This window comes from Pedobacter nyackensis, from assembly GCF_032678475.1.
Classification (GTDB): Bacteria; Bacteroidota; Bacteroidia; order Sphingobacteriales; family Sphingobacteriaceae; genus Pedobacter; species Pedobacter nyackensis_A.
The window spans coordinates 105,526-129,287 of record NZ_JAVTSF010000001.1 but is presented as its reverse complement, the minus strand read 5'-3'; the positions used below and the strand labels follow the sequence as shown (position 1 = coordinate 129,287).

Sequence of the window (23,762 nt, the reverse complement as noted above, 5' to 3'; positions counted from 1 at the left end):
TTCAAAAGCAAGATAAGGACTATTTACAAATCAAATTTTATTCCTTGTGCAAGCGGTAAGGTATTGGAGTAATTAATGGTATTCGTTTGTCTCCGCATATACCCTTTCCATGCATCAGATCCACTTTCTCTACCGCCGCCGGTTTCCTTCTCACCACCAAAAGCACCACCAATTTCTGCACCGGAAGTACCTATGTTTACATTGGCAATTCCACAATCTGATCCACTGGCCGATAAGAACTGCTCAGCTTCGCGAAGATTTAAAGTCATGATAGCGGATGACAACCCTTGTGGTACATCATTCTGCATTTGGATCGCTTCCTCAATTCTGCTATATTTCATTACGTAAAGTATAGGTGCAAATGTTTCTTCCTGCACAATCTCATAATGATTTTCTACTTCGGCAATACATGGCTTTACATAACAACCTGATTCCAGTCCGGCCCCATTTAATACTCCTCCCTCAACCAGGAAGCGTCCGCCTTGTTGTTTTACTTTTTCAATACTGTTAAGGTAAGCCTGAACTGCATCTTTATCAATTAAGGGCCCCATATGGTTGTTTTCATTCAATGGATCGCCAATTTTAATCTGCGCGTAGGCTTTTGTTAGTTTGGTCGTGAAGTCGTTATATACGCTTTCGTGAATGATAAGTCTACGGGTTGAAGTGCAACGTTGTCCTGCTGTACCTACAGCACCAAAAACAGCGCCGATTACCGACATTTCCAGGTCTGCACTGTCAGAGATGATAATTGCATTGTTGCCACCAAGTTCGAGTATGGTTCTGCCGAACCTGCCTGCAACAGTAGCTGAAACCAATCGACCTACCCTGGTTGAACCTGTAAACGAAATAAGTGGAATCCGCTTATCCTCATTCATTAAATTACCACAGGCATTACCAGTAACCAGGCTACTGATTCCTTCAGGTAAATCGTTTGCTTTTAGTACCTTAGCTACGATATTCTGACAGGCTACTGCACATAGTGGGGTTTTTGAAGATGGTTTCCAGACACAAACATTACCACACACCAAGGCTAAAGCCGTATTCCAGGCCCAAACAGCAACTGGAAAATTGAAAGCTGATATGATACTCACGATCCCCATTGGGTGCCACTGCTCATACATACGATGGTTTGGGCGCTCAGAATGCATCGTTAAGCCATAAAGCTGACGGGATAAACCTACTGCAAAATCGCAGATATCGATCATCTCCTGCACTTCGCCCATTCCTTCCTGCAGGCTTTTACCCATCTCATAGGATACCAGTGCACCAAGATCTGCTTTATGCAAACGCAAGGCATCACCAAACTGACGCACTATTTCACCACGTTTTGGTGCTGGCACTGCTCTCCAATATAGAAAAGCCTGCTGCGCTTGCTGCATGACGGCTTCGTACCCTTCTGCATCTGTGCTTTGTATTGTGGCAATTACCTCGCCATTTACCGGAGAATAGGAAGTTATGGTTGCAGCAGTACTCTGTAGCTTATTTGTACCTGTTGATGTTCCTGAGTTATTTGATGTTATACCCAATCGGGTTAATATATCGTTGATGTTCATTGGAATATAAATTATATTTTAAAGGTTTCCCTTTGTTTGTCTAATGTAAGTACTTTCAAATATTTTATCGGCATTGTTCGTTTCAAAACCTTCGCGTCTGTGTTTGGCCTCAATATCGGCATGTGGCAGATGTTTAAAATCCGGTAAGATCAATCTTTCCGAGAATTCTACATAACTACCGGCAATAGGCATGGTTTCGCCGTTGGCAAATTCGGCCTGTTGCATTTCTGCGACGGTACTACTTTGTCTTAACAGTCCATCCGGACTCACCTTTATTTTACCACCTGAAGTGTTTAACTTTAATCCCAGTGATTCTACAAATACATTGAAATCTTCCAATGTATTATACCCGGTTTTGAGGTTGTGTACACTAATGGTGTAATGGTTTAGGTAATAACGATTGTAAATTACCCATGCGGCGTATTCGCTTTCTTCTAAAAGTAAACGATAGTCAGCGATGTCTGGGAGTTGCCATAAAGGCTGATGGAAAAACGCACCGATTTGTGCACCATTATCCAGATCGAGCGCATCCACGGGATCAGTTTTAATATGGTTGGTATACTTATAAATAATTTCCTGCGCCTGGGCAGATAAATCTTTTACGATCAGCTCACTCATAAATATCCTCGGATATTCGGGTGAAGGTGGAGCGTACCAGTATGCGTTTAGCTTTTTGCTTTCAAAATAATAGTAGTCCATTTTTTTATACCCCTGGTGCAAGAAGATCTTTTCAAAAGATGCAATGCCCAAATGTGGCAGACCGAGCGTTCTGAAAGCAATGTGATCGTTTACAATTTCGTCCTGCCCGGCAATTACACCTGAGGTAACCAGTGCAGTGGTGATCTTTTTCACTGCCGGAACTTCCTGTGCATAACGTTCAAACAGCATATTCAGAAAAATATCCAATGGTTTTTGTGTATCAAAATTCATATGGTATCATTTTATTTAACTCAAATATCTCTATATTTACCATAAGTAAACGATATATATTAGTTAATCAATGATAAGTATTACTAATCAATTAGAGCTGAGACATCTGAATTATTTTAAGGTGCTGGCAACCGAACTCCATTACAGAAGAGCTTCGGAATTGCTTTTTATATCACAATCGGCACTCAGTCAGCAGATCAAGCAGCTGGAACAGATTCTTAAAGTGATCTTGTTTGACCGGAGCAATAAAAAAGTTGCTTTAACAGATGCTGGCAATCTTTTTTTCAGAGATGTACAGCAGATTATGAATAAGCTGGAAACAGCGGTTGTACATTTGAAATTGTATAAGGAAGGAAATACCGGGCAAATCGGAATTGGTTTTGTCGCTTCAGCAATGGAATCGGTTCTTCCGTCTTTGCTTAAAAAATTCAACATTGACTGTCCAAATATCAAATTTCAACTGGATGAACTGAGCAACAGTGATCAGCTTATCGCTTTACAGAATGAGTCTGTGGACCTTGGTTTTATGAGAAGCAATCATTTGCCGGAAGGCTTTACCAGTCGGAAAGTTTATACCGAAACATTTTCCCTGGTGCTTCCCGAAAATCATCCTATGGTAAAAGCGAATTTTAAACATATTGGTCAATTAAAAGATGAGTTTTTTATTTTGTTTCCAAATGAGCAAAGCCAGCTGTATTATCAGCAAATTCTAAGTTTATGTGCTGATCAGGGCTTTGCGCCAAAGGTGGCACATCGGTCTATTCATGCGCCCACCATTTTCCGACTTGTAGAAAACGGCATGGGGCTGAGTATTATTCCAACCTCTCTTGCTGCCGGGAATTACCCCAATATCAGGTTTATCGAGCTAAAAGACATTCCGCAGCAAACGTCCTTATTTGCAGTCTGGAAAAAAGAAAACACCAACCCTGCTTTACCGTATTTGTTAGAAATGTTGCCTAAAGGAGATTAGTCTTTTAAAGCCCATGATAAAAAAGCGTGTGTTTGCTTGGTGCAAACACACGCGTAATTACGACTACAAATTATCCGATTAGCTTTGCTAAAGCAATGCGATGCTGACTGAAGTTATCCTCGTTTCTTTCGAAATCTCTGGTGTTCCTCGCTATTTTCCCAGCTTCTATAGCAGCTGTGCCACTACCTAACTTCTGTTCAACTAGTTTATAATATTCATAATCCTCCAACCCTTCTCTTATGTTTTCCATTCTGATACTACTTAATGGCCCATTTTCGCCGGGATAGATCAGTAGTCCATCTCCATGCAACCATTTGTATTCGTCTGTAGGGGTCGTGATAGACATCTCCAGTTTCAAATCTGAATTCCTTTTTATTTTCGCCGGTAATTGTCGGTTTCCTTTATTGTACTGATTTAATCCCCAGTATAAGAAACCGTCAAATCTTTCCTTATATGCCATTGCCCCAAGCAGCACCCTTGTTTCCTGCAAAGGATTTTCGATTCTCCAGTTCGGCATCGGATAATAGGGCTGTAACGAAATATATGCCCATACTTTCTTACCTGCATTTCTTACCTGGTCGGCGAAGGTGTTGTTGTAAATGCCATCGAAGATGTGCATAATTAATATATCCAGTCCTAAATCATCCAATTGTTCTACAGTTTTAACATATTGGCTTGTGGTAGCAATAGGTACCTGCGGATATTGTTCTTTGATGTATTTGTTTACCTTACGCATCACTTCAAAATGTTCAGGTTCACATTCATCAAAACCATAGAATACGCCTTTTCCATTAGCGACTGCACCGGTAGCTAGAATCTGATCAATATAAGGACGGTTTTGTTCAAACCTTGCAATGAGCTCTTCTGCCGGAGCGCTTCTATCTGCCCAGGTTGCCGTAATGGGATAGATGACGAAACCGTTTGTCAATCCTTTAAAAGAACTATAATCTGTCGCAGTTATTTTTGACCTGCCTTCTTTGGTGTTCATATTCAGGTATAGATCTGTCGGGCACATTCTACTCGCTAAGAGCAGATCAAACCAGTTTTTACGGATTTCACCGGTGAAGCCATCGTACATGCCATCGAGATATTCTACTGACAAAGAAAAAAGGTTTGGCAATGTAGGAACTGCTGGTAAAGCAAAGTTATGTACCAGAGCTTCAACCGAGATCTCTTCTTTAACTCCTTTTATCTCTAATGTTATTTTACCTTTATAGGTACCTGCCGGCGTTCCAGCTGGTGCATGTATAGTAAACCATATGGCGTTAGACCAGTCTCTCATCAGCTTTACCGAATCTCTTTCCAATAAAGGATCTGGATACCAACCGGGTTGTCTGCCTTTCACATCACCTGTGGTGGGATGTCCTGAAAATGTACTGATATAAACATAGCCGACCTGAGACCATTTAATGGAGTTTAAGCGGTGTTGATTATTGGTGAAATCGCCTATCGTAACTTTTACCCCATCTATATCTTCTTTAGCGCGGACCACGATCTGAAAGCTTTCTCTTTCGTTTCCTGCAAGTGAAATTCTGGCCGTCCGGCTTTCAGGAAGTACATCTCCCGGCATAACTTTAAGCATCCCGCTGGCCGTAGAAATACGGTATTGTGCTTTGTTTACTTTATCTTCCTTAACGGGATCTAATATATTTTTGCTTTTGCAGGAAGTGCTAGCCATTCCAAATAACATAGTGTTCATCCCTAAAAAAGCAGATGTTTTTAGGAAAGAACGTCTTCCTGTATTTTCCTGTTTGTCTTTTTCTGATTTATGATAATTAGTCATTTACCACCTCCTTATAAATTTTTCTAATACATTGATTTCCGGCATCTACAACATAGATATTGCCACTTTTATCTACGACAACGCCTGTGGGATTGCTAAATCTCGCTTCAGATGGAGTACCGTTTACATTTCCTCTTTCCCCATTGCCTGCAAAGGTTGAGACCTGCCATGAGTCGTACTTAATTAAACGGATGCACTGGTTGGAGTTTGCCCCACCGTACCAGGTTCCGCCATATGGTCCGGAATCTCCTGCGACCAATAAATTGTTATTGGTAAAATCGACTGCAATTCCCCAGGGGCGATCAAATTTAGCTTTAGTTCCTGCGCCGTCTACCAGACCCATTTCATCAGGAATACCCGCAATGAGAACCGGATTTCCAGCCGATCCGCCAACGGATTTTAAATCAACCATTCGTACAACAGACCGGCCAACTTCAACTACATATAGCACACCTTTCGCATCGATGGCTATGCCACCAACCCATTGCAACCCTTGTATTGCAGCAGTTAGATTTCCGTTGTTCTCCACTTTGTAAACTGCTCCGGAAGTTAAGGAGGATACATACACGCCGTTATTTCTTTTATCAATGGCTACACTAACTACATCACCAACGCCAGTTACTGTTGAGACCAAGCCGTCTGGAGTGATTTTACGCAATTTAGCATTCCAGGTATCTGCGACATAAATGTTTTTATCATTGTCTACTGCTACATCAAAAGGCGTATTAAACCTGGCTTCTGCTGCCGGGCCATCTACATAACCCGCTGAGCCATTTCCTGCAAGTGTACTCACTTCACCTGTTGGGGTAATCTTTCTAATTGTATGGTTACCTGCATCTGCTACGTAAATATTCCCTTCGTCATCTACATCCAGCCCCGGAGCGCGTTCAAAATTAAACTTAGCTAAGGTACCGGCTCCATTTGCATAACCAGCTGTTCCTGATCCAGCCAGGGTCATAACTTTCCAGATGTACGTAGGTGGAAATTTAAAACGTGTAGTACTTGTTGCTTTGTTTCCTTTAATTGATACCTCGACATTACCTGTACCGGCATTTTCAGGTACAATTAATAAAATACGTTCTTTGTTTATGCCGGTAATTTTAGCTTTCATACCATTAATAAACACCTCGACTTCAGTTGAGTCCATACTGAAGTTATGGCCAAATATCATCATCTCGGTCCCGCCCTGCCCTTCTTCAGGAATAAACTTGTCGATGGTAATTGGCTGTCCCGGATTGTGACTTTCGGTCTTTTCTTTTTTACAGGCTGCGAGTATGCATAAACATGCCAGCAAACTGAATATGTTCTTTATGAATTTCATAATCTTCTTTCAAATGAGGTTTATACCAGCGTTAGTTGTAACCAGGGTTTTGCACAAGTTTATTGTTTCTGTTGATCTCGAACTGAGGAATGGGAAACAAATCATAGGTTTTCTTATAGTGCCTGTTTTCCACTACAAAGCGCTGATAGGTAAAGTTATCTGCACCTGTTTTTACGAGTTTCATTCCACTGACTGATTTAATCACTTGCTCTCCGATACGCCAGCGCCTGATATCCCAGAATCTGTGTGACTCAAAAGCCAACTCAATTCTCCGTTCATTCCTGATGCGCGTCCTCATTTCGTCTTTATTTAGTCCAGCGGGTAGATGGGGCATATTCACTCCCTGTCTGCTGCGGATTTCATTTATGGCATTGTAAACTGAGGCATCCGGAACTTCCAGACTTTCATTTTGTGCTTCCGCATAATTCAACAGTATTTCAGCATATCTGATAAAAACAAAAAAGTGGCTGCCAGGCCTCCATATTGGAGTTAAGCTTCCTGTTTCATCCAGTGTTTTAGCCTGGTAATAGCCTGTACGGGTATAATTATCTCCGTCACCATTTATGCCATCGGCACCACCTTCAAAGGTTTCAATTGGGAATCCTCTCCAGGAGCGTCCATTGTAGATGATGCTCATGGCGAAACGAGGATCTCTGTTTGCATATGGATTAGCTGCATCGTATAAGGCCGACTGGTTATAAGGTAAGCCATCAGCCATTTCAAAAGCATCCACCAGATCCTGCGAAGGATTTAGGATAGCAAAACCTCCCTGACTTGGCATCAGATTATTCCGCAGCTGATCTTCATAATTGCCTGTATGCTGAAAAATGATTTCATTGGAATTTCTCGTATGCAAAACTGTTTTAAAATTGTTGTGCAAGCTGTATATACCAAGATCCATCACGTCTTTGGCGGCCTTCGCAGCATTTTGCCATTTTATTTTTTCATGGGTTGGATTATGTAATTCACTTGCTGCATAAAGCAACATGCGTGATTTAAGTGACAATGCGGCTCCGATTGTTGCCCGTCCCAGATCTTTTGACTCATAGGTTGTTTCCAGGGAACTTGCGGCCTGATCACATTCTTCTGCAATGAAGTTAATTATTTCGGTCGTCGTGGCTTTAGGGATATTCAAATCCTCATCTACCTGCAAAACTTTTGTAACTAAAGGTACTCCGCCATAGCGTTTAAAAAGTTCGGCATAAAACCAGGCACGTAAAAAATGAGCCTCCCCTTTCATTCTCTTTTTTCCTGCAACCTCTTCCTTATTATTAGCGTTGACTGGTAAATCATCAATTTTACCCAAAAACATGTTAACCCTTCTAACGGACTCATATAAATTTGTCCATTGATCTATCGGATTATTCGCTGGGGTTAGGTTTCCATCGTATACAAATTTTGGACTTGGCCAGTACTTATAGCTACAATATCCATTATCTGTAGCACCGTCGTAGGAAAACGACCACAAACCTCCACCAACCCAGTCAATGCTTAATCCTGCTCCATAAGTAGCAGCTAAAAAACGTTCTGTCTGGCGGTAATTGCCAAATACTTCTTCTTCACTCATCCCTCCGGATTCAGCCTTGTCTAAATAGGAGTCTTTCTTACATCCGGAAAGGATCCATACAAAAGCAAGTAACCCTATTATCGTACTATTAATTTTTATCATGATATGAAAAATTTAATATTAATCTATTTTAATAACCCTCTAGAAAGTAACTGATGCACCAAAATTGTAAATACGCTGTTGCGGATAATTATTTCCACTTCCACTGCGCATTTCAGGATCATAGGAACCTCCAATTTTATCCCATGTAAAGAGGTTCATACCGTTGGTATAAATCCTGATGGATGAGAAACTTTTACGTTTGGTGACCTGTACATTTTTAAATGTGTAACCCAGTTCGGCATTCTTTAAACGGATGTAGCTGGCATCTTTTAAGAAAAAGGAACTTGGTCTGTGGTTATTGTTGTTAAAGCCATAATGTAATCTGGGATAAGTAGCTTGATTTGCAGTTTCTTGCGTCCATCTGCCCAGGTGTTCTTCCAAAACATTTCGGCCCTCCACAAATTCATAGGCAGCCTGGTCGCTCAGCATTACATTAAATCCGGATGCCCCCTGAAACAAACAGCTGAAGTCAAAGTTTTTCCAGTTTAATCCTGCTGATAGTCCATAAAACACTTCAGGAAGGTCGCTTTTTCCAATGGGCCCTGCATCATTTTGATCAACAATGTTATCACCGTTCAAATCGCGGTATTTGATATCGCCGGGTAAAACTTGTCCGAATTGCTGCGGACTGTTTGCAATTTCAGTTTCATCTTTAAAGAAACCCAGGGCTGTTAGTCCAAAATACTGTCCCAATGGATGTCCTGTTAAACTTAAATACGGAAAAGGTTTTGGTTCCTCATCCATAAAAATGATTTTGTTCCTTGAAAAAGAGACGTTCCCACGGAAGAAATAATTTATTGCTCCAATATGGTGTCGGTGATTCAGTTCTAATTCGAATCCCTTATTTTCAGTGGAACCAAAATTTACGGGCGCGAGTTTGCCTCCTGGAATTCCAATTACAGTAGGTACTGAGCCTCTCGTAATCAGAATATCATTTCTTTTTTCATAATATAGATCGAGGTTCAATCCAAACAAGGACTCCCATAGCTTTAATTCAAATCCAAGATTAGATTTTCTAGCGATTTCCCATGATACTGCCGGATTGGCAATTGCTCCCTCTCCAACACCAGATGTCCAGGATAAGGGCTCGCCAAAGCTGTATCCAGAAAAGTCGTTAAACTCTGAAATAAAAAGCCAGCGCCTCCCATTTAACCGATCATTCCCTGTTAGACCATAGGATCCACGCAGTTTTAGTAAATTAATTGCTGATACATTTTTCAAAAATGCTTCTTCCGAAAGCATCCAGCCCGCTGAGAAAGCCGGGAAGAAACCATATCGTTTACCCTTGGCAAAATTATCTGTACCATTAAAACCAGCGTTAAATTCTGCAAAATACTTGTTCTTATAGTTATAGGTTACCCTTGAAACCAGGCCTTGAGAAACATAGGGGATTTCTCCACCCAGAACTTTTTGTGTTTTATTCGCTAATAATAAGCCGGTAAATGCATGGTCGCCAAAGTTTCTCGCATAGTTTAAAGACACGTCCATCCAGATATCCCGGTTCTGACTGAACGACGATGAAGGTGCGGACAAAGGGATATCTTCCCCTGTGTAGGTATAACTATTCAAATCGTTATAATCACCGGTACCCAGATACAAAGCTGTTCTCTCACTTTTTGATCTTGAGAAACGATTTCTGAAATAGCCATCAAATGAATAATTCCCTTTTAGAGATAGACCTTCAGTAATAAAGTTCAACTTTCTTGTTACCGAAACCATTCCTGACAAAGAGGAATTAAAATTCTGACTATATCCTTGTGTGTTGAGCCAATAAAATGGATTTAGTAAGCCTGGTTTCTGTGCATAGAAACCTGTGGGGTATTTAACAGGAAAAGCATTTGGCGTAACTTTCATGAGCATGTCAAATAGTTCCGATGCTGTAGATCTCGGATAGCTGCTATTTTCTATTGCTCCAAAAAGATTTAAGGATACTGATAAGTCTTCATCAAAGTCTATATCGACATTTGAACGAAAATTATACCTGTTAAAATTAACATTAGGATCATATTTGGGCTGTTTTTCTGATTTATAAATACCGTCCTGCCCTGTATATCCCAGATTAACGAAATACCTGGTTTTTATTGTTCCGCCGCTAATGTTAACATTGGCCGTTGTTAAGGCTGATGTTTTTAAAGCTTCTTTCATCCAGTTTACATTCGGGTATTTTAAGGGATTAATACCTGTTCTGTATGCCTCCAGTGCAATTTCGGAGTAAGGAGTCAAAATACCGGTGGGATTGTCATTTTTATAGGCTTCATTGGATAGCAATGCATAATTATAAGCATCCAGGATCTGGGGAAGCCGTGTAGGATCTTGCATGGCTGTCTGGACAGTGGCCTGGATAGCTGGTTCACCGATCTTACCTCTTCTTGTTGTAATGATGATAACACCATTTGCTCCTTTTACCCCATACAATGCCGTAGCTGACGCATCTTTTAGAATTGTGATGTTCTCAATTTCATTTACATCCAGAAGGTTTATGGCACTATAATCTTTCTGGACACCGTCAATTGTTAATAATGGTGAGTTATTGTTAAATGTGGAACGGCCACGTATAAAGAGATCGGAATTGTCATATCCTGGTTCTCCACTACGCTGCACAGCGATTAAGCCAGGCAAACGACCCGCGAGTGCATTTGTTACATTTGCTACCGGGCTCTGCTTTAACTCTTTGGTTGATATGGAGGCTAACGATCCTGTCTGGGCGATCTTTTTTTGTGATTGCCCAAAACCCAATACCACCACTTCGTCGAGCTTTTCCTGGCTTTCCTGCATCACCATGTCGATGATAGTCTTATTCTCTACCTTTATTTCAAGGTTAGCGAATCCAATTCCTTTAAACCTTAAAGTTTCTCCTATTGATGCTTTAATGACATAATGGCCATCACCATCTGTGGATGTTGCTCTGGATGTACCTGCTACGGTTATAGTAACACCTGGAACTGGTTTTCCATCCTTATCCTTAACTGTTCCTTTTATCTCAGTTTGAACTGCTACAATTGTTGGTTTTAAAGCACCAGGCTCTTTGTTTCTTATAACAATGGTGCGGTCTTTCAGTGTCCAGGAGAAAGGCAGGTTGATCAGCAATGCCGTCATCGCTTCGTCCAAACTAGCGTTTTCAACGTCAATATATACCTTGGTATCAGCCTGTTTTTTTCCAATGAGAAAAAACTGGTAACCAGTTTGTGCCTTTACCTGTTCCATTGCTTTAGACAATGCAATGTTACTGGCCTTTAGAGTAATGTGTTGGGCAAAACTGCCTGCAGAGGCATTAAATATCCCAAAAAAAGTTAGCAGAACTCCCAACTTCATGATTAATAGTAGTTTTAATGCCAAAGGTGATCGCATACGCGGGCCTTTAACACATGCGTTTAATTTCATATGTTTGTATTGTTTGGGTGAGTTGAAATGGTTATCAAACTGCTGTTTATTCAGCAAAACATTAAAATTGGCCCGAGCTATCTCCGGGTAGTGTAGCAGCACTATCCGGATTTTTTTTATCGGGTGGTTTTGTTTGGTTAGTTTTTTATCTCATGGTGTTTGGGTTTAGGGTTTAAAATTATTTATCAGGCAATACAATCAGCACTTTTGATTTTCCCCGTTGTACTATTTTAAAATTCAGTCCGCCGGTTTTTAGTATATCCAGTACATCTCCAAGTTTACTGTTTCTGCTGATTTCTCCATAAGCGTAGGTTTCTGGTATACTTCCCTGATACTCGACATCGAGATCATACCATCTGCTGAGTTGGTTCATGACTATATGCAATTCTGTTTCATAAAACTTGAATACACCCGATTTCCAGCTAATTGCAGTAGCTACATCAGCTTTACGAATAATAATATCCTCGCTTTTTGTAAGTGTAGATTCTTGTCCCGGCAACAACACTGCATTTTTGTTAAGGCCACCATTAAGATCAGTAGCCGTCACCATCACTTTCCCTTGCACCAGTGTTGTTTTTGTTCCAATTTCATCCCCATAGGCATTGATGTTAAATACTGTTCCCAGTACACTTATTTCCTGCCCTTTTGAGTAAACTTTAAAAGGCTTTGCAGCGTTTGGTCTTACTTCGAAATAAGCCTCTCCCATCAGTTCTACCTTTCTCAGTTTTCCTTCAAATTTACCAGGAAATCTAAGCGTTGATCCTGCATTTAACCAAACCTTTGTGCCATCTGAGAGTACCAGACTATATTGTCCGCCTTTAGGGGTACTAAGTACCATATCATAAGCCTGATCTGTTAATTTACCTTGATGTGGGTTTTCAGGTTCTATTGCAGATCCATCATTATAAATCAACTCATCAGCTTTAAAAACAACTCCCTCCTTTGTGCTATTCAAATCTATAGTCCTGCCATTAGCCAAAGTTAAAACAGCTTTATTAGCGCCTGGTAAAATGTCATTTACAGAAAGATTGTTGTTGTGTTGTTTTGGGGCATATATTGTCTTATAAAAATAAAAACCAGTAAAACAGACCAGCACAATTGATGCAGCAATTCCTGTGAGACGGATCCAGTTCCATTTCTTATTTTTGGGATTGAGCGGAACGACATCGGCATTCATGGTTATTTTTAACCTGGCCAGTGAAGCTTCTGTATCTACCGCGAGCAGATTTTTCAAGGTTAATTCTAATTGTCTCTGATCTTTTAACTCATCAAAAATCAGTTTATTTTCCGGTGTAGCAGCTTCCCATTCTGATAAAACAGCCGATTCTTCCACACTTATCGAATTATCCAGGTATTTTGAAATTAAAGTAGATATATATTTAATATGTTGGTTTTCCTGCTCCATTTAATGGTTGTTTTATACCATAACACCGCTACGGAAAAATCGTACCCATACAAATGATAAAAAAATTAATACCCTTGCAGCAGAAGAATTAAAAGCAAATATGAATTTTTAGGTAAGCGCATGCGCAGTTTCGTCAAAGCCCTTGTTTTACAGTTTTTTATCGATTGTAAAGAAAGGCCCATTTCATCTGCTATTTCCTGGAGTTTTTTTTCCTCCAGCAAATTTAAAGTAATGACTGTCTTTTCCTGAGGTGAGAGTTTTTCTATTTCCTGGTATATACTTAGGAGAACCTCACTGCGGATCATTTCATTTAGATGATTGCTTTCCGTGATGATTGAACCATCGATTGAAGAAGCTTCATGTTTTTTTGTTATTCTTTCTGTTGCCCTTACACGGTTTAATGAGGCATTGCGCACGGCCCGGTAAAGAAAAAACCTAATGTGCTCTTCATTCTCAAAGGTAGATTTCTTATCCCACAGTTTTAGAAACACTTCGCTAACAACATCTTCGGCATCAGACCAGGAGTTCACAATTCTTTCAGAAAAAGCACACATGATTGCATTGTAAATTCGAAATACATGGTCAAATGTATGCTGGTTGCTCATGTCCAACGTATCATTACTCAAGTTCGAAAAAGCAAAATCGTTCATTTTATGAAATTATATTCAGAAGGCTGTGGTCAAAGCAAACTTATTATAATTTATTTAGAAAACAATTCCCGGACTTAAATAAAGCCTCGTTAGTTTTTTTACCCTCTAATATAATTCTCCTATATGTTAGGAGGTCTATTTTAGGTTTATTTCTTCTCCAGTATTTTTACAATTCCAGAGAAACCACTCGACTTAGCGTGTTGTAAGGCTGTTGTTCCATTATTGTCTGGTATATTGATATTGCACCCGGCATCAACAAGTATCTGAACGATCTCTATATACTTATCGCTACCATTTCCAAGCACAACAGCTTCCATAAGTGCAGTCCATCCTAACCGGTTTACATGATCTATAGGGAAATTTTTAGTGTTGGCTAGTATTTTAACTACATCTATATGTCCTCTTTCACATGCGGGGATTAACGCCGTTCCGTTGTATCGGTTAAAAAGATCAAAGCGTGCACCGTTTGCCAGGAACAATTTTACAAATTCAGTTTGTCCGGATGCACCTGCAAGTAAAAAGGGACTGTCTAACCGTTTATCCTGTTGATTAACATTAGCTCCGTTTGAGACCAATAACTTCGCCATTTTCAAATCATTGAGCTCGGTGGCGATAAGCAACAGATTTTTGTCGTTTTTATCCTTTGAATTAACATCTGCACCTTTCTTTAAAGCGGTCTCGACAACTGCATACTGCTTATTTTTTACTGCTTCAATAATTGATACCTGATTTATTTCCTGAATATTCATATTGGGTGCCGCTGTGCAGGAATTAAAAGATAATAAAGTAAGGATTAGAATTAGATAGTTCATCATTTTAGAATACTATATTCCCGCGGTGAATTAATGATTTTACAGGTGAAACTCTCGATACTGCCTCTGCTGAACAGCTTGCATCAATCAAGACCATATCAGCTGTGTCGCCCGGTTTTGGCCAGGCCTGATTTCCTTTGTCATCAAGTGGAAGAACGTTATGGGTAGCTATTTTTAAAATTCTGGAAAGATCAAATTCAGTACGGTACCCATAAAGCTGAGCAGCCAGGTTGGCTTTTTGCAATACACTTCCGCTACCAAAAGTATTCCACCAATCGACGATAGAATCGTTTCCAGTTACTACATCCACACCGTATTTATAAAGCGTGGGTATAGGCATAATGGTTCGGCCAAATGGAATTGTTGATGCAATTCCAACTTTTGCATGTCCCAGCTTCTCAGCAATCTCATCTGTTTTCTGTTTGTCGAGATAGGCAAGTGCAAAACTATGACTGATAAAAGTCTTACCTTTTAATTCAGGATTCTCCATTACTTTATCAATCAGATAATTTATTGTTTTCATTCCTGATTCTCCTGACTCATGAAGGTGAATATCAATCCCTTTATTGTTGTCCAATGCAAGTTGAACTACCAGATCCATATGTTTTTCTATTGAACCATCTAAGGAGTATGGATCAAGTCCACCGATAAAATCGATATCCATTTTAGCGACTTCCTTCATTAATTGCTCTGATTTGGTATAATAAATACCATGCTGAGGGAAGGCAACGAGTTCGGCATGAAAGGTATCCTTCTTGTTTTGAAGTGCCTTTTCTAAGTTTCTTAAGGATTGAAACCCAGAAGTTGGATCTATATTTACGTGTGATCGTGCGTAATTTGTACCCTGACGCTGCATCAATTCGATAAGTTTTTCCGTACGGGATGTTGAAGTTTTCAGGAGTTCAGGGATAATTTGTTGCTCATAGGCAATCATATCCCTTACCGACCTGCGTTTATTGGAGTTTGCTTTCCAGGGTAAACCATAAGCGGTTTTATCCAGATGGATGTGCATATCCCTAAAGGGAGGTAACATCAATAGTCCTTTGGCATCGATAGCTGCTGCATTGGGTTTATTGGGTAAAATGGATTTAATTTTTCCATCATTAACCTCAATGGTAAAAAGTGCAGTTTTTGTCTGACTAACTTCCCCGTCTTCGTATTCAAAACCAGTTTCAAGTCTTACGTTTTTAAGCATAAAACTTTTACCTGTGCTAATCGCTTTAGATAGTTCCATGTCATTTGATTTTTCGGCAGCAATTGATGGAGTACCGGTAAGGATGCTTCCGCCTGCTGCAAAAAGAATAGAGGAGCTTTTGATAAAGTCTTTACGTGAAATTGATGGTGTAGACATAACTTATACTTTTATACAAAGTTAATGTTACGAACTTTAATCAGATAGTAGTATTCATGCCATAACTTGTACGATTTATAACAAAGCTATACAAATGCTATAAATTCGGTTATTGTATAGACGCTCTGAATTCTCGTGGTCCTAACCCTGTTTGCCCCTTAAAGAATTTGGAAAAGTAGGCCAGATCATAGAAACCAAGTTCATATGCAATTTCTTTGATCGTTTTTTTTGAGGTTAGTAACAATCTTTTTGCTTCGAGTGTAACCCGATTATGAATAAGAGAAGTGGCTGATGTATAGAAATGCTTTTTACAGAGAATATTCAGGTAATTTGGAGTAATACTTAATTTCTCAGCATAGAATGCAACTAAACGCTGCTCTTTAAAATGGGTATCAACTAAGGAGAGGTATTCCACCAATACAGGCTTCGCATGGTAAACTTTTAGTTCATCAAATTTTTCCATTGCCTCACGGCTTGTCATTTGCGCAATAATTCTGGACCTGGATCCAATAATATCCCATGACATCGGTTTTAAAGTTAACTCTAATTGAATCGCTTTAAATTCGTACAGAAATTGCCGAAAAACATCAGGGTTAAGATTTAAGACAGGGTGATTTTGATACAATAACAGATCATATCTTAATGAATTGGCAAAAGTCTCGAAAATACGACGGGTAACCATAATTTGACAAGCCACAGTGTCGGCACCTAAATTCCAGGAATGCACCTGGCCAGGAAATAATAAATGGAGCTGATGGCCGGTGACTTCATAATCTATAAAATCAATCATGTGCGTACCGCTCCCCTTCTCAAACAAAAGAAATAGAAAGAAATCATGTTTGTGAGGAGTTTCTATCAATCGCTCCCCAATAATTTCATGATACTGAAAACTACCATCCGATTGCAGATCAATCTGAAAAGTATCAATTCCAAGAATGGGTATACTGACTTTTGTATTCACATCGTGAAAGTACAAAATCATCGACGAACATTTGTACAAGGTTATTATTATTAGTAAAATTACTATAATACTAAAAATATTAGTATTATATTTGTGCAGCAATTATCATGGTACAGCAAAGTTCAAAGAAGGAAATTATTAGTCAGCTGCAAAAGGAGATTCATCTTTTGCAAGGCTTTAAGTCATTGCGAACCGGTACAAATGGAAATGTTGGTCTTGGTACTATTGAGTCTGCTTTTCCAAATTCTGTTTTTCCAAAAAATGCTATCCATGAATTTTTGACTTTGGTTCCTGAGCATGCTGCAGCCTGCAATGGATTTATTGGCGGCATACTTCATAAACTGATGAAAGATGGAGGAGCTTGTTTATGGATCAGCGCCAGCCGAAGCCTTTTCCCTCCTTCATTAAAATTGTTCGGTGTAGAGCCGGATCGTATCATTTTTATAGACCTGCAACGGGAAAAAGACGTATTATGGGCTATGGAAGAGGCATTGAAATGCGAGGGACTTGCAGCAGTGATAGCTGAAGTACGGGAAATTAGTCTTACTGCATCCAGGAGATTGCAACTTGCAGTTGAAAAGAGCGGTGTAACCGGCCTGGTATTAAGAAACGATGCGAACAGGTTAAGTGCCACTGCTTGTGTAGCCCGATGGCAGATCAAACCTATAGCAAGCCAGCTCGAAGATCATATGCCTGGTGTTGGTTTCCCACGATGGAATGTTGAACTGCTTAAAGTGCGTAATGGTAATCCTGGAAAATGGGATATAGAATGGTCTGCAGGTCAGTTTAGGCTGATTACTAAAAATATCAGCAATGCTAATGGGTTATTAGAAGAAAAGAGAAATGTGGGATAGGTATGCAAAAAAGATATATGTCTATATGGTTTCCATATTTAACAACTGACTGGCTTAGCATTCGGCAGCCCGAACTTCGGCACAAACCTTTTGTATTTACCGCTTCCGAACGTGGAAGGAAAATCATCAAAGCGATCAGCCCTGCTGCTCAAATTCAGGAAATTGAAGTAAATACTCTACTTGCCGATGCAAAAGCCATTGTTCCGGATCTGAAAGTATTTGACCATAAAAATGGCAGGGAAACCCGCTTATTGAAAGCTATTGGTGAGTGGTGTATCAGATATAGTCCAATAGTGGCAGTCGATAACCTGGATGGGCTTTTTCTTGACATTTCGGGTTGTACACATCTATGGGGTGGTGAAGGCAATTACCTGAAAGAAGTGACAACCAGACTTCAAAGTAAAGGTTATCATGTGCGTGCTGCTATAGCCGACACTGTTGGTACAGCCTGGGCTATTTGTCATTTCGGAAAGCCGGAAAATCCCATTGTAAAAAGTAATGACCAGGTACAAGCTTTAATTTCATTACCACCTGCGGCCTTACGCCTGGAGCCTGCTATACTCGCACGTTTACAAAAATTAGGGATGTACCAGGTTCATAACTTTATTGGAATACCACGTTCTGTCTTACGCAGACGTTTTGGTGAAGGCTTATTGCTTCGCCTTGCCCAGGCTTTGGGACAGGAAGATGAAGTGATTAGTCCTATACAGCTGGTTGCACCTTATCAGGAACGTCTCTCCTGCCTCGAACCCATTAGAACAGCAACTGGAATTGAAATTGCGATTAAAAACCTTCTTCAAAGTCTTTGTACAAGATTACAAGGGGAAGGTAAAGGACTACGTACAGCTGTTTTAAAATGTTTTCGTGTGGATGGTAAAATCGTGCAGGTGGAGATTGGTACTAATAGTCCTTCGCAGCACATTAACCATCTTTTTAAGCTGTTTGAACTCAAAGTGTCTCAGATTGCTCCCGGACTCGGCATTGAGCTCTTTGTTATGGAGGCAGACAAAATAGAAGATGTTTCTGTATTACAGGAGGCTTTATGGTCAGGTAATCCCGGATTTGATGATCAGGAAATTGCAGAACTACTGGATCGTCTTTCTGTTAAGATTGGTACAGGTAGCATCAATCGATATCTGCCAGATGAACATTACTGGCCAGAACGATCTATTAGAACTGCGACTACTATAGCAGAACAGCCTGCGATCAGCTGGCAAGCGGACAAGCCTCGTCCTACTCAATTGTTAAAAAATCCGGAACAGATTGAAGTTACAGCTCCAATTCCTGATTATCCGCCTATGTTATTTCGCTATAAAGGTAAAACCCATCACATTAAGAAAGCTGATGGACCAGAGCGCATTGAACGTGAATGGTGGCTGGAGGCTGGTGAACACCGTGATTATTACCATGTAGAAGATGAACATGGACAACGGTACTGGATTTTCAGGTCGGGTCATTATGCTGACGATAAGTTCAGCCACTGGTTTATTCATGGATATTTTGCGTAAATGAAATAGAATGTCATATACAGAACTACAGGTAACTACAAATTTTAGCTTTTTACGCGGCGCTTCACATCCTGAAGAGTTGGTAGAACAGGCAGTTGCATATGGCTACAACAAAATTGCCATTACAGATCAGAATACCCTTGCAGGTGTAGTTCGTGCCCATGTAGCAGCCAAAGCAAAAGGGATAAAAATCATACCTGGTTGTCGGCTTGAACTTATGAATGGTCCTGCTCTGCTGGCATATCCGATTAATCAAGATGGTTACGCACAACTTTCCGCTTTGTTGACTTTAGGTAACCTGCGTGCAGAGAAAGGAGATTGTTATTTGTATAAAGCTGATGTGTATGCACATGCAGGCAATATCAAATTCATTGTTATTCCTCCGGCAAATTTAACAGGAACATTTGATTTTGATACGGGCTTTCAATATGATTTAAAAGAATACAACGTACAATTAGGTAAAGATCTATACCTGGCCGCTACACGTTCTTATCAGGGCGATGATCATAAAAAATTATACCGCTTGTCACAACTGTCTACAGTATTAAACATCCCATTAGTAGCAACTAATGATGTGCATTACCACGAGCCGGCACGGCGTGAGTTGCAGGATGTACTAACCTGCGTGAGAGAAAAGTGTACGGTTTATACCGCTGGTTTTAAATTGCATGCAAATGCAGAAAGGTTCCTGAAGCCTATTGATGAAATGCAGCGACTCTTTATGCAGTACCCTGAAGCCATCAGGCATGCTCAGGAAATAGCCGATGCCTGTCAATTTTCCCTGGATAGCCTGGAATATATCTATCCTGAAGAACTAACGACGGAAGGACGTACGCCACAGGAAGAACTAACCTATTTGGCCTGGAATGGTGCAAAAGAACATTTTGGAGATGATATACCTGAGAAAATAAGTAATGCTATTCATTATGAACTGGCATTTATGGAAGAAATGAACTATGCTTCCTATTTTCTTACTGTATATGATATTGTGCGTTTTGCCAGGCAGCAAGGCATCCTTTGTCAGGGTCGTGGATCTGCAGCAAATTCTACGGTTTGTTACTGCCTGGGTATTACTTCTGTAGATCCTACTAAGATTGATTTGCTATTTGAACGTTTCATTTCTTCTGCGCGTGCTGAACCACCCGATATTGACGTCGACTTTGAACACGAGCGTCGGGAAGAAGTGATTCAATATATTTATGACAAATATGGCCGTGACCGTGCCGCCATTGTAGCAACAGTTACACAATTGCATAGAAAAGGAGCTGTGAGAGATGTGGGGCGTGCGATGGGTTTGTCAGTAGATACGGTAAACCGGCTTTCTTCGGCGACATGGGATTTTAGTGAGGACTGGTTTGATAAAGAAAAACTTCTTGAGCAGGGATTAAATCCTGAAGATCAGCATTTGCGTAAAGTTTTACAGTTAACAGGACAAATGATCGGTTTTCCACGTCAGCTGGGACAACACACCGGGGGCTTTGTGATTACACAGAGTAAATTAACAGACCTGTGCCCTATCATCAATGCCCGCATGGATAACCGTACCAATATTGAGTGGAACAAGGACGATATTGAGGCATTGGGTTTTCTTAAAATTGATGTGTTAGCACTGGGTATGTTGACTTGTATCCGTAAGGCATTCGACCTGGCTAAAAAACATTATGATCTTGATCTTACGATGGCAGAAATTAATAAATATGAAGATCCTAAAGTATATGAGATGATCAGTCGGGCAGATACACTGGGTGTATTCCAGATTGAAAGTCGTGCGCAGATGTCGATGTTACCTCGTCTCAAGCCTAAAAAATTCTACGATTTAGTCATTGAGGTTGCTATTGTAAGGCCAGGTCCCATACAAGGTGATATGGTACACCCTTATCTCCGTCGTAGAGAGGGTAAAGAAAAGCCTGAATATCCTAAAGAAGAATTAAAAGAAATTTTAAAGCATACCTATGGTGTCCCTTTATTTCAGGAACAGGCCATGAAGATCGCTATAGTTGCTGCGGGTTTTACGCCAACGGAGGCTGACGAGTTACGCCGCAGTATGGCTACATTTAAGTCGCATGGCAAGGTTAAGAACTTTGAAAAGAAACTCATTGATGGTATGGTCGCAAAGGGATATGAGGAAGATTTTGCCAAAAGAATTTTTAAACAACTGGAAGGTTTTGGAAGTTATGGATTTCCCGAAAGCCATGCTGCCTCGTTTGCTTTGTTAGTATACGTATCCTGCTGGTTAAAATGTTATCATCCTGATGTTTTTGCTGCGGCTTTGCTCAACAGTATGCCGATGGGCTTTTACCAGCCTGCACAAATTGTAATTGATGCACGTAAACATGGTGTGGAGGTACGGCCGGTAGATATCAATTATTCGACATGGGATAATCTGCTGGAAGAAAGAGCTGGAGATCATTGTGCTTTACGTTTAGGGTTCAGGCAGGTAAAAGGCTTAAATAAAGAAGAGATGGAACGCTTAGCTGATTCTCGTGGAAATGGCTATACTTCTATTACAGCAGTTAGTGAGGCTGGAATTCCTCAATCGGCTATGGAAACTCTTGCTGATGCAGATGTTTTTCGTTCCCTGGGTTTAGACCGGAGGCAAGCACTTTGGGAGGTCTCTGCGCTTCATGACCGACCGGTTGCCTTGTTTGAAGGGCAACAATCGGAAAGCGTATTGGAAACTCAGGTTACTTTGCCGCTTATGGCTACTTCTGAACATGTAGTACACGATTATGCGACTATGGGTCTATCCTTAAAGGCCCATCCAGTCAGCTTTACCCGTGAAAAGCTGCGGTTATTACATGTTTTGTCTACCAACGAAACCAATAAAACAACGGATGGTACTTTAGTAAAGGTAGCAGGATTGGTATTGGTACGCCAGCGTCCCGGAACAGCAACTGGTATTTGTTTCATTACGATTGAAGATGAAACAGGGATTACCAATCTGGTTGTATTCCAAAAGCTGTTTGACAAATACCGTAAGGAAATACTATCAGCTAAACTACTAATGGTTGAAGGCAAACTGCAACGTGAAGGTGAAGTTGTCCATGTTATTGTTCAACGTTGCTTTGACTTGTCTAAACTGCTTAAAGGCCTAACTGAAATTAAAAATGGGGAACAACCTTTGCCAGGTAAAGTAGTTTTTCATGGAGGAAGAAATTTTAAATAATTATGCTAGTGTATTTCAAGACGATTTAGTCTTGTTGATTCAAAAACAGCAACAAGTTCATTGCGTTCTTCTTCATCAAGTTCAACAATATCATTAAGTAGATCGCATACATTTTCACATTGGTTAGAATCCAGTAATAGATTCAGGAACCTAATAAAAGTCTTTTTCTGATCAATGTTAAGGCTTCCAAATAATTTTGGTTCAATTTCATATAGCGCCTTAATGACTATGATAAGGCCAGGTTTCTTTAGTTTTGCCTCGCGTTCAGTATGATAAAGCGGAAAGATGCCATCCTGTTCATAAGATTCGATTAGTTTATCAGCGTATTCTTTTAAGAAAGGTTTCCTTTTACCCTTTAAATAGTCAGTCAATTCTTTCATCAGGAACCGATATTCAGCAGAAGATTTTGCAGCTCCGAATAATGCAACCTGTCCCTCATTTTCAAAACTTTTAAAGTTAAAATCCCTGAAGAAATCACTTTCTATATACACACTATGAAAATAATCATCACTTTTCTTGTTTAAGGTTGTGTAATCCTTGTAAATTTCTTCTCCATCTGCTAAAAAGTAATATTTTGAAAGTTCTTTATGCAGCGCTTCGTTCCAGTGCACATATTTTATCTTAAAAGTCTCCTCGGTTTTAGGATAAACCAAATCGAATTCTTCTACTTCTTTTATATTGCCTGAAAAGTTAAGAGTAGTACCATTTATTAAAATTGAATAGTTTTTATCTTTATTCAGTTCAATAAACCAACAGAACTCATTAATTAAGAAAGGAATAACAGAAAGTTCAAGATCTACTTTAGAGATTTTTAGGTTTAAGAAAGACACTTTTGTTCCTGTCACAGCAGACTGAGCAGGAGGTGAAGAGAAATTGGAGGTGTAATCGTTAAGTCCTTTTGTATCAATGTGTATTGATCCATGATGATATCCTTTTTCAGTTTTGTAAGTTGTATCCCAGGTCGCACTATTTGCAAAGGTGAAAAATGTTAATCGCCCTACCCCATTTCGTCCATGCATTTTTGAAGTATGCTTTGGTGCCGCAATCTGAATAGCTTTTTCCGATTCATAGAATGGGTCAAACTTCTGTTTCAAACGGTTAAAATCTATACCATAACCGTTATCTGATATTTCCAGTGTTTCCAGACTGTCCAGCTCATTAAAAGTATAATTAATTCTTATGGTATCTGCATGTGCATCAAAACCATTCCAGATATACTCTGCAATTGCTTGTTTCTCATTATAATTTTTGAGGACTTTTTGAATTCCCTTAGAGGTAATATTAACTTTTTCGGCCATTGATTACTAAACTTATTAGCAAATATAGTGGTTTTTTTGAGTCTGGAAATCTATTTCTCTTCTTTTAACACCTCTCGGTCTATGAAACCTCATTAACAAACATTCTTCTTGATAGCTACAACTATTCTCTATATTAGTGCAACAAGTGGA

The 23,762-nt window shown here is 39.9% G+C and carries 16 protein-coding genes; 4 read left to right on the top strand and 12 right to left on the bottom strand.

Annotated features, from left to right (window positions below):
- Window positions 1–23 precede the first annotated feature (23 nt).
- Both R2Q84_RS00505 and R2Q84_RS00500 read right to left on the bottom strand, forming a co-directional pair.
- Window positions 24–1,553: an aldehyde dehydrogenase family protein gene (locus R2Q84_RS00505; protein WP_316814555.1), complete on the bottom strand. Its 1,530-nt coding sequence runs from the start codon at window positions 1,551–1,553 to the stop codon at window positions 24–26.
- 18 nt (window positions 1,554–1,571) lie between these two features.
- Window positions 1,572–2,483 carry a DUF1338 domain-containing protein gene (locus R2Q84_RS00500; RefSeq protein ID WP_316814554.1) on the bottom strand — a complete coding sequence of 304 codons (912 nt, stop codon included), beginning with the start codon at window positions 2,481–2,483 and terminating at the stop codon, window positions 1,572–1,574.
- A gap of 70 nt (window positions 2,484–2,553) precedes the next feature.
- Between R2Q84_RS00500 and R2Q84_RS00495 the strand changes: the two genes are divergently transcribed.
- Window positions 2,554–3,453 carry a LysR substrate-binding domain-containing protein gene (locus tag R2Q84_RS00495; RefSeq protein ID WP_316814553.1) on the top strand — a complete coding sequence of 300 codons (900 nt, stop codon included), beginning with the start codon at window positions 2,554–2,556 and terminating at the stop codon, window positions 3,451–3,453.
- A 70-nt stretch (window positions 3,454–3,523) separates the two neighbouring features.
- Here R2Q84_RS00495 and R2Q84_RS00490 read toward each other — a convergent pair whose 3' ends face one another.
- From R2Q84_RS00490 to R2Q84_RS00450, 9 genes are all read right to left on the bottom strand, one after another.
- A complete protein-coding gene (locus R2Q84_RS00490) occupies window positions 3,524–5,236 on the bottom strand; it encodes a DUF4091 domain-containing protein (RefSeq protein ID WP_316814552.1) in 1,713 nt (570 codons plus the stop codon).
- Window positions 5,229–6,557: an IPT/TIG domain-containing protein gene (locus R2Q84_RS00485; protein ID WP_316814551.1), complete on the bottom strand. Its 1,329-nt coding sequence runs from the start codon at window positions 6,555–6,557 to the stop codon at window positions 5,229–5,231. The genes R2Q84_RS00490 and R2Q84_RS00485 overlap by 8 nt, the downstream gene beginning before the upstream one ends.
- Window positions 6,558–6,588: 31 nt before the next feature.
- The gene (locus R2Q84_RS00480; RefSeq protein WP_316814550.1) at window positions 6,589–8,226 is read right to left on the bottom strand and encodes a RagB/SusD family nutrient uptake outer membrane protein; all 1,638 of its coding nucleotides are present in this window, start codon (window positions 8,224–8,226) and stop codon (window positions 6,589–6,591) included.
- Window positions 8,227–8,265: 39 nt separating this feature from the next.
- Window positions 8,266–11,607, bottom strand: coding sequence for a TonB-dependent receptor (locus tag R2Q84_RS00475; protein ID WP_316814549.1), 3,342 nt, complete (start codon window positions 11,605–11,607; stop codon window positions 8,266–8,268).
- 178 nt (window positions 11,608–11,785) lie between these two features.
- Window positions 11,786–13,012, bottom strand: a complete 1,227-nt coding sequence (locus tag R2Q84_RS00470) for a FecR family protein (protein ID WP_316814548.1) — start codon at window positions 13,010–13,012, stop codon at window positions 11,786–11,788.
- 65 nt (window positions 13,013–13,077) lie between these two features.
- Complete coding sequence (locus R2Q84_RS00465; RefSeq protein WP_316814547.1) at window positions 13,078–13,662, bottom strand: RNA polymerase sigma-70 factor; 585 nt, start codon at window positions 13,660–13,662, stop codon at window positions 13,078–13,080.
- Between the two features lie 146 nt (window positions 13,663–13,808).
- Complete coding sequence (locus tag R2Q84_RS00460; protein WP_316814546.1) at window positions 13,809–14,477, bottom strand: ankyrin repeat domain-containing protein; 669 nt, start codon at window positions 14,475–14,477, stop codon at window positions 13,809–13,811.
- A 1-nt stretch (window position 14,478) separates the two neighbouring features.
- Complete coding sequence (locus tag R2Q84_RS00455; RefSeq protein ID WP_316814545.1) at window positions 14,479–15,825, bottom strand: amidohydrolase; 1,347 nt, start codon at window positions 15,823–15,825, stop codon at window positions 14,479–14,481.
- Between the two features lie 109 nt (window positions 15,826–15,934).
- Complete coding sequence (locus R2Q84_RS00450) at window positions 15,935–16,807, bottom strand: helix-turn-helix transcriptional regulator (protein ID WP_316814544.1); 873 nt, start codon at window positions 16,805–16,807, stop codon at window positions 15,935–15,937.
- 86 nt (window positions 16,808–16,893) lie between these two features.
- Here R2Q84_RS00450 and R2Q84_RS00445 point away from each other — a divergent pair, with 86 nt between their 5' ends.
- Genes R2Q84_RS00445 through R2Q84_RS00435 form a run of 3 tightly spaced genes read left to right on the top strand, consistent with a single transcriptional unit; the run spans window position 16,894 to window position 22,314 of the window.
- Window positions 16,894–17,640, top strand: coding sequence for an Error-prone repair protein ImuA (locus R2Q84_RS00445; RefSeq protein ID WP_316814543.1), 747 nt, complete (start codon window positions 16,894–16,896; stop codon window positions 17,638–17,640).
- Window positions 17,641–17,642: 2 nt separating this feature from the next.
- On the top strand, window positions 17,643–19,148 hold the full coding sequence (locus R2Q84_RS00440; protein ID WP_316814542.1) for a DNA polymerase Y family protein: 1,506 nt from the start codon (window positions 17,643–17,645) through the stop codon (window positions 19,146–19,148).
- A 10-nt stretch (window positions 19,149–19,158) separates the two neighbouring features.
- Window positions 19,159–22,314 (top strand): error-prone DNA polymerase, encoded by a 3,156-nt coding sequence (locus R2Q84_RS00435; RefSeq protein WP_316814541.1) that lies wholly within the window; start codon window positions 19,159–19,161, stop codon window positions 22,312–22,314.
- Window positions 22,315–22,319: 5 nt separating this feature from the next.
- Here R2Q84_RS00435 and R2Q84_RS00430 read toward each other — a convergent pair whose 3' ends face one another.
- Window positions 22,320–23,612: an ATP-binding protein gene (locus R2Q84_RS00430; protein WP_316814540.1), complete on the bottom strand. Its 1,293-nt coding sequence runs from the start codon at window positions 23,610–23,612 to the stop codon at window positions 22,320–22,322.
- Window positions 23,613–23,762: the final 150 nt, after the last annotated feature.

Bases quoted from the DNA above. Each gene is read 5' to 3' on its own strand.
- R2Q84_RS00505 (WP_316814555.1), bottom strand. From the start codon at position 1,553: ATGAACATCAACGATATATTAACCCGATTGGGTATAACATCAAATAAC.
- R2Q84_RS00500 (WP_316814554.1), bottom strand. From the start codon at position 2,483: ATGAATTTTGATACACAAAAACCATTGGATATTTTTCTGAATATGCTG.
- R2Q84_RS00495 (WP_316814553.1), top strand. From the start codon at position 2,554: ATGATAAGTATTACTAATCAATTAGAGCTGAGACATCTGAATTATTTT.
- R2Q84_RS00490 (WP_316814552.1), bottom strand. From the start codon at position 5,236: ATGACTAATTATCATAAATCAGAAAAAGACAAACAGGAAAATACAGGA.
- R2Q84_RS00485 (WP_316814551.1), bottom strand. From the start codon at position 6,557: ATGAAATTCATAAAGAACATATTCAGTTTGCTGGCATGTTTATGCATA.
- R2Q84_RS00480 (WP_316814550.1), bottom strand. From the start codon at position 8,226: ATGATAAAAATTAATAGTACGATAATAGGGTTACTTGCTTTTGTATGG.
- R2Q84_RS00475 (WP_316814549.1), bottom strand. From the start codon at position 11,607: ATGAAATTAAACGCATGTGTTAAAGGCCCGCGTATGCGATCACCTTTG.
- R2Q84_RS00470 (WP_316814548.1), bottom strand. From the start codon at position 13,012: ATGGAGCAGGAAAACCAACATATTAAATATATATCTACTTTAATTTCA.
- R2Q84_RS00465 (WP_316814547.1), bottom strand. From the start codon at position 13,662: ATGAACGATTTTGCTTTTTCGAACTTGAGTAATGATACGTTGGACATG.
- R2Q84_RS00460 (WP_316814546.1), bottom strand. From the start codon at position 14,477: ATGATGAACTATCTAATTCTAATCCTTACTTTATTATCTTTTAATTCC.
- R2Q84_RS00455 (WP_316814545.1), bottom strand. From the start codon at position 15,825: ATGTCTACACCATCAATTTCACGTAAAGACTTTATCAAAAGCTCCTCT.
- R2Q84_RS00450 (WP_316814544.1), bottom strand. From the start codon at position 16,807: ATGATTTTGTACTTTCACGATGTGAATACAAAAGTCAGTATACCCATT.
- R2Q84_RS00445 (WP_316814543.1), top strand. From the start codon at position 16,894: ATGGTACAGCAAAGTTCAAAGAAGGAAATTATTAGTCAGCTGCAAAAG.
- R2Q84_RS00440 (WP_316814542.1), top strand. From the start codon at position 17,643: ATGCAAAAAAGATATATGTCTATATGGTTTCCATATTTAACAACTGAC.
- R2Q84_RS00435 (WP_316814541.1), top strand. From the start codon at position 19,159: ATGTCATATACAGAACTACAGGTAACTACAAATTTTAGCTTTTTACGC.
- R2Q84_RS00430 (WP_316814540.1), bottom strand. From the start codon at position 23,612: ATGGCCGAAAAAGTTAATATTACCTCTAAGGGAATTCAAAAAGTCCTC.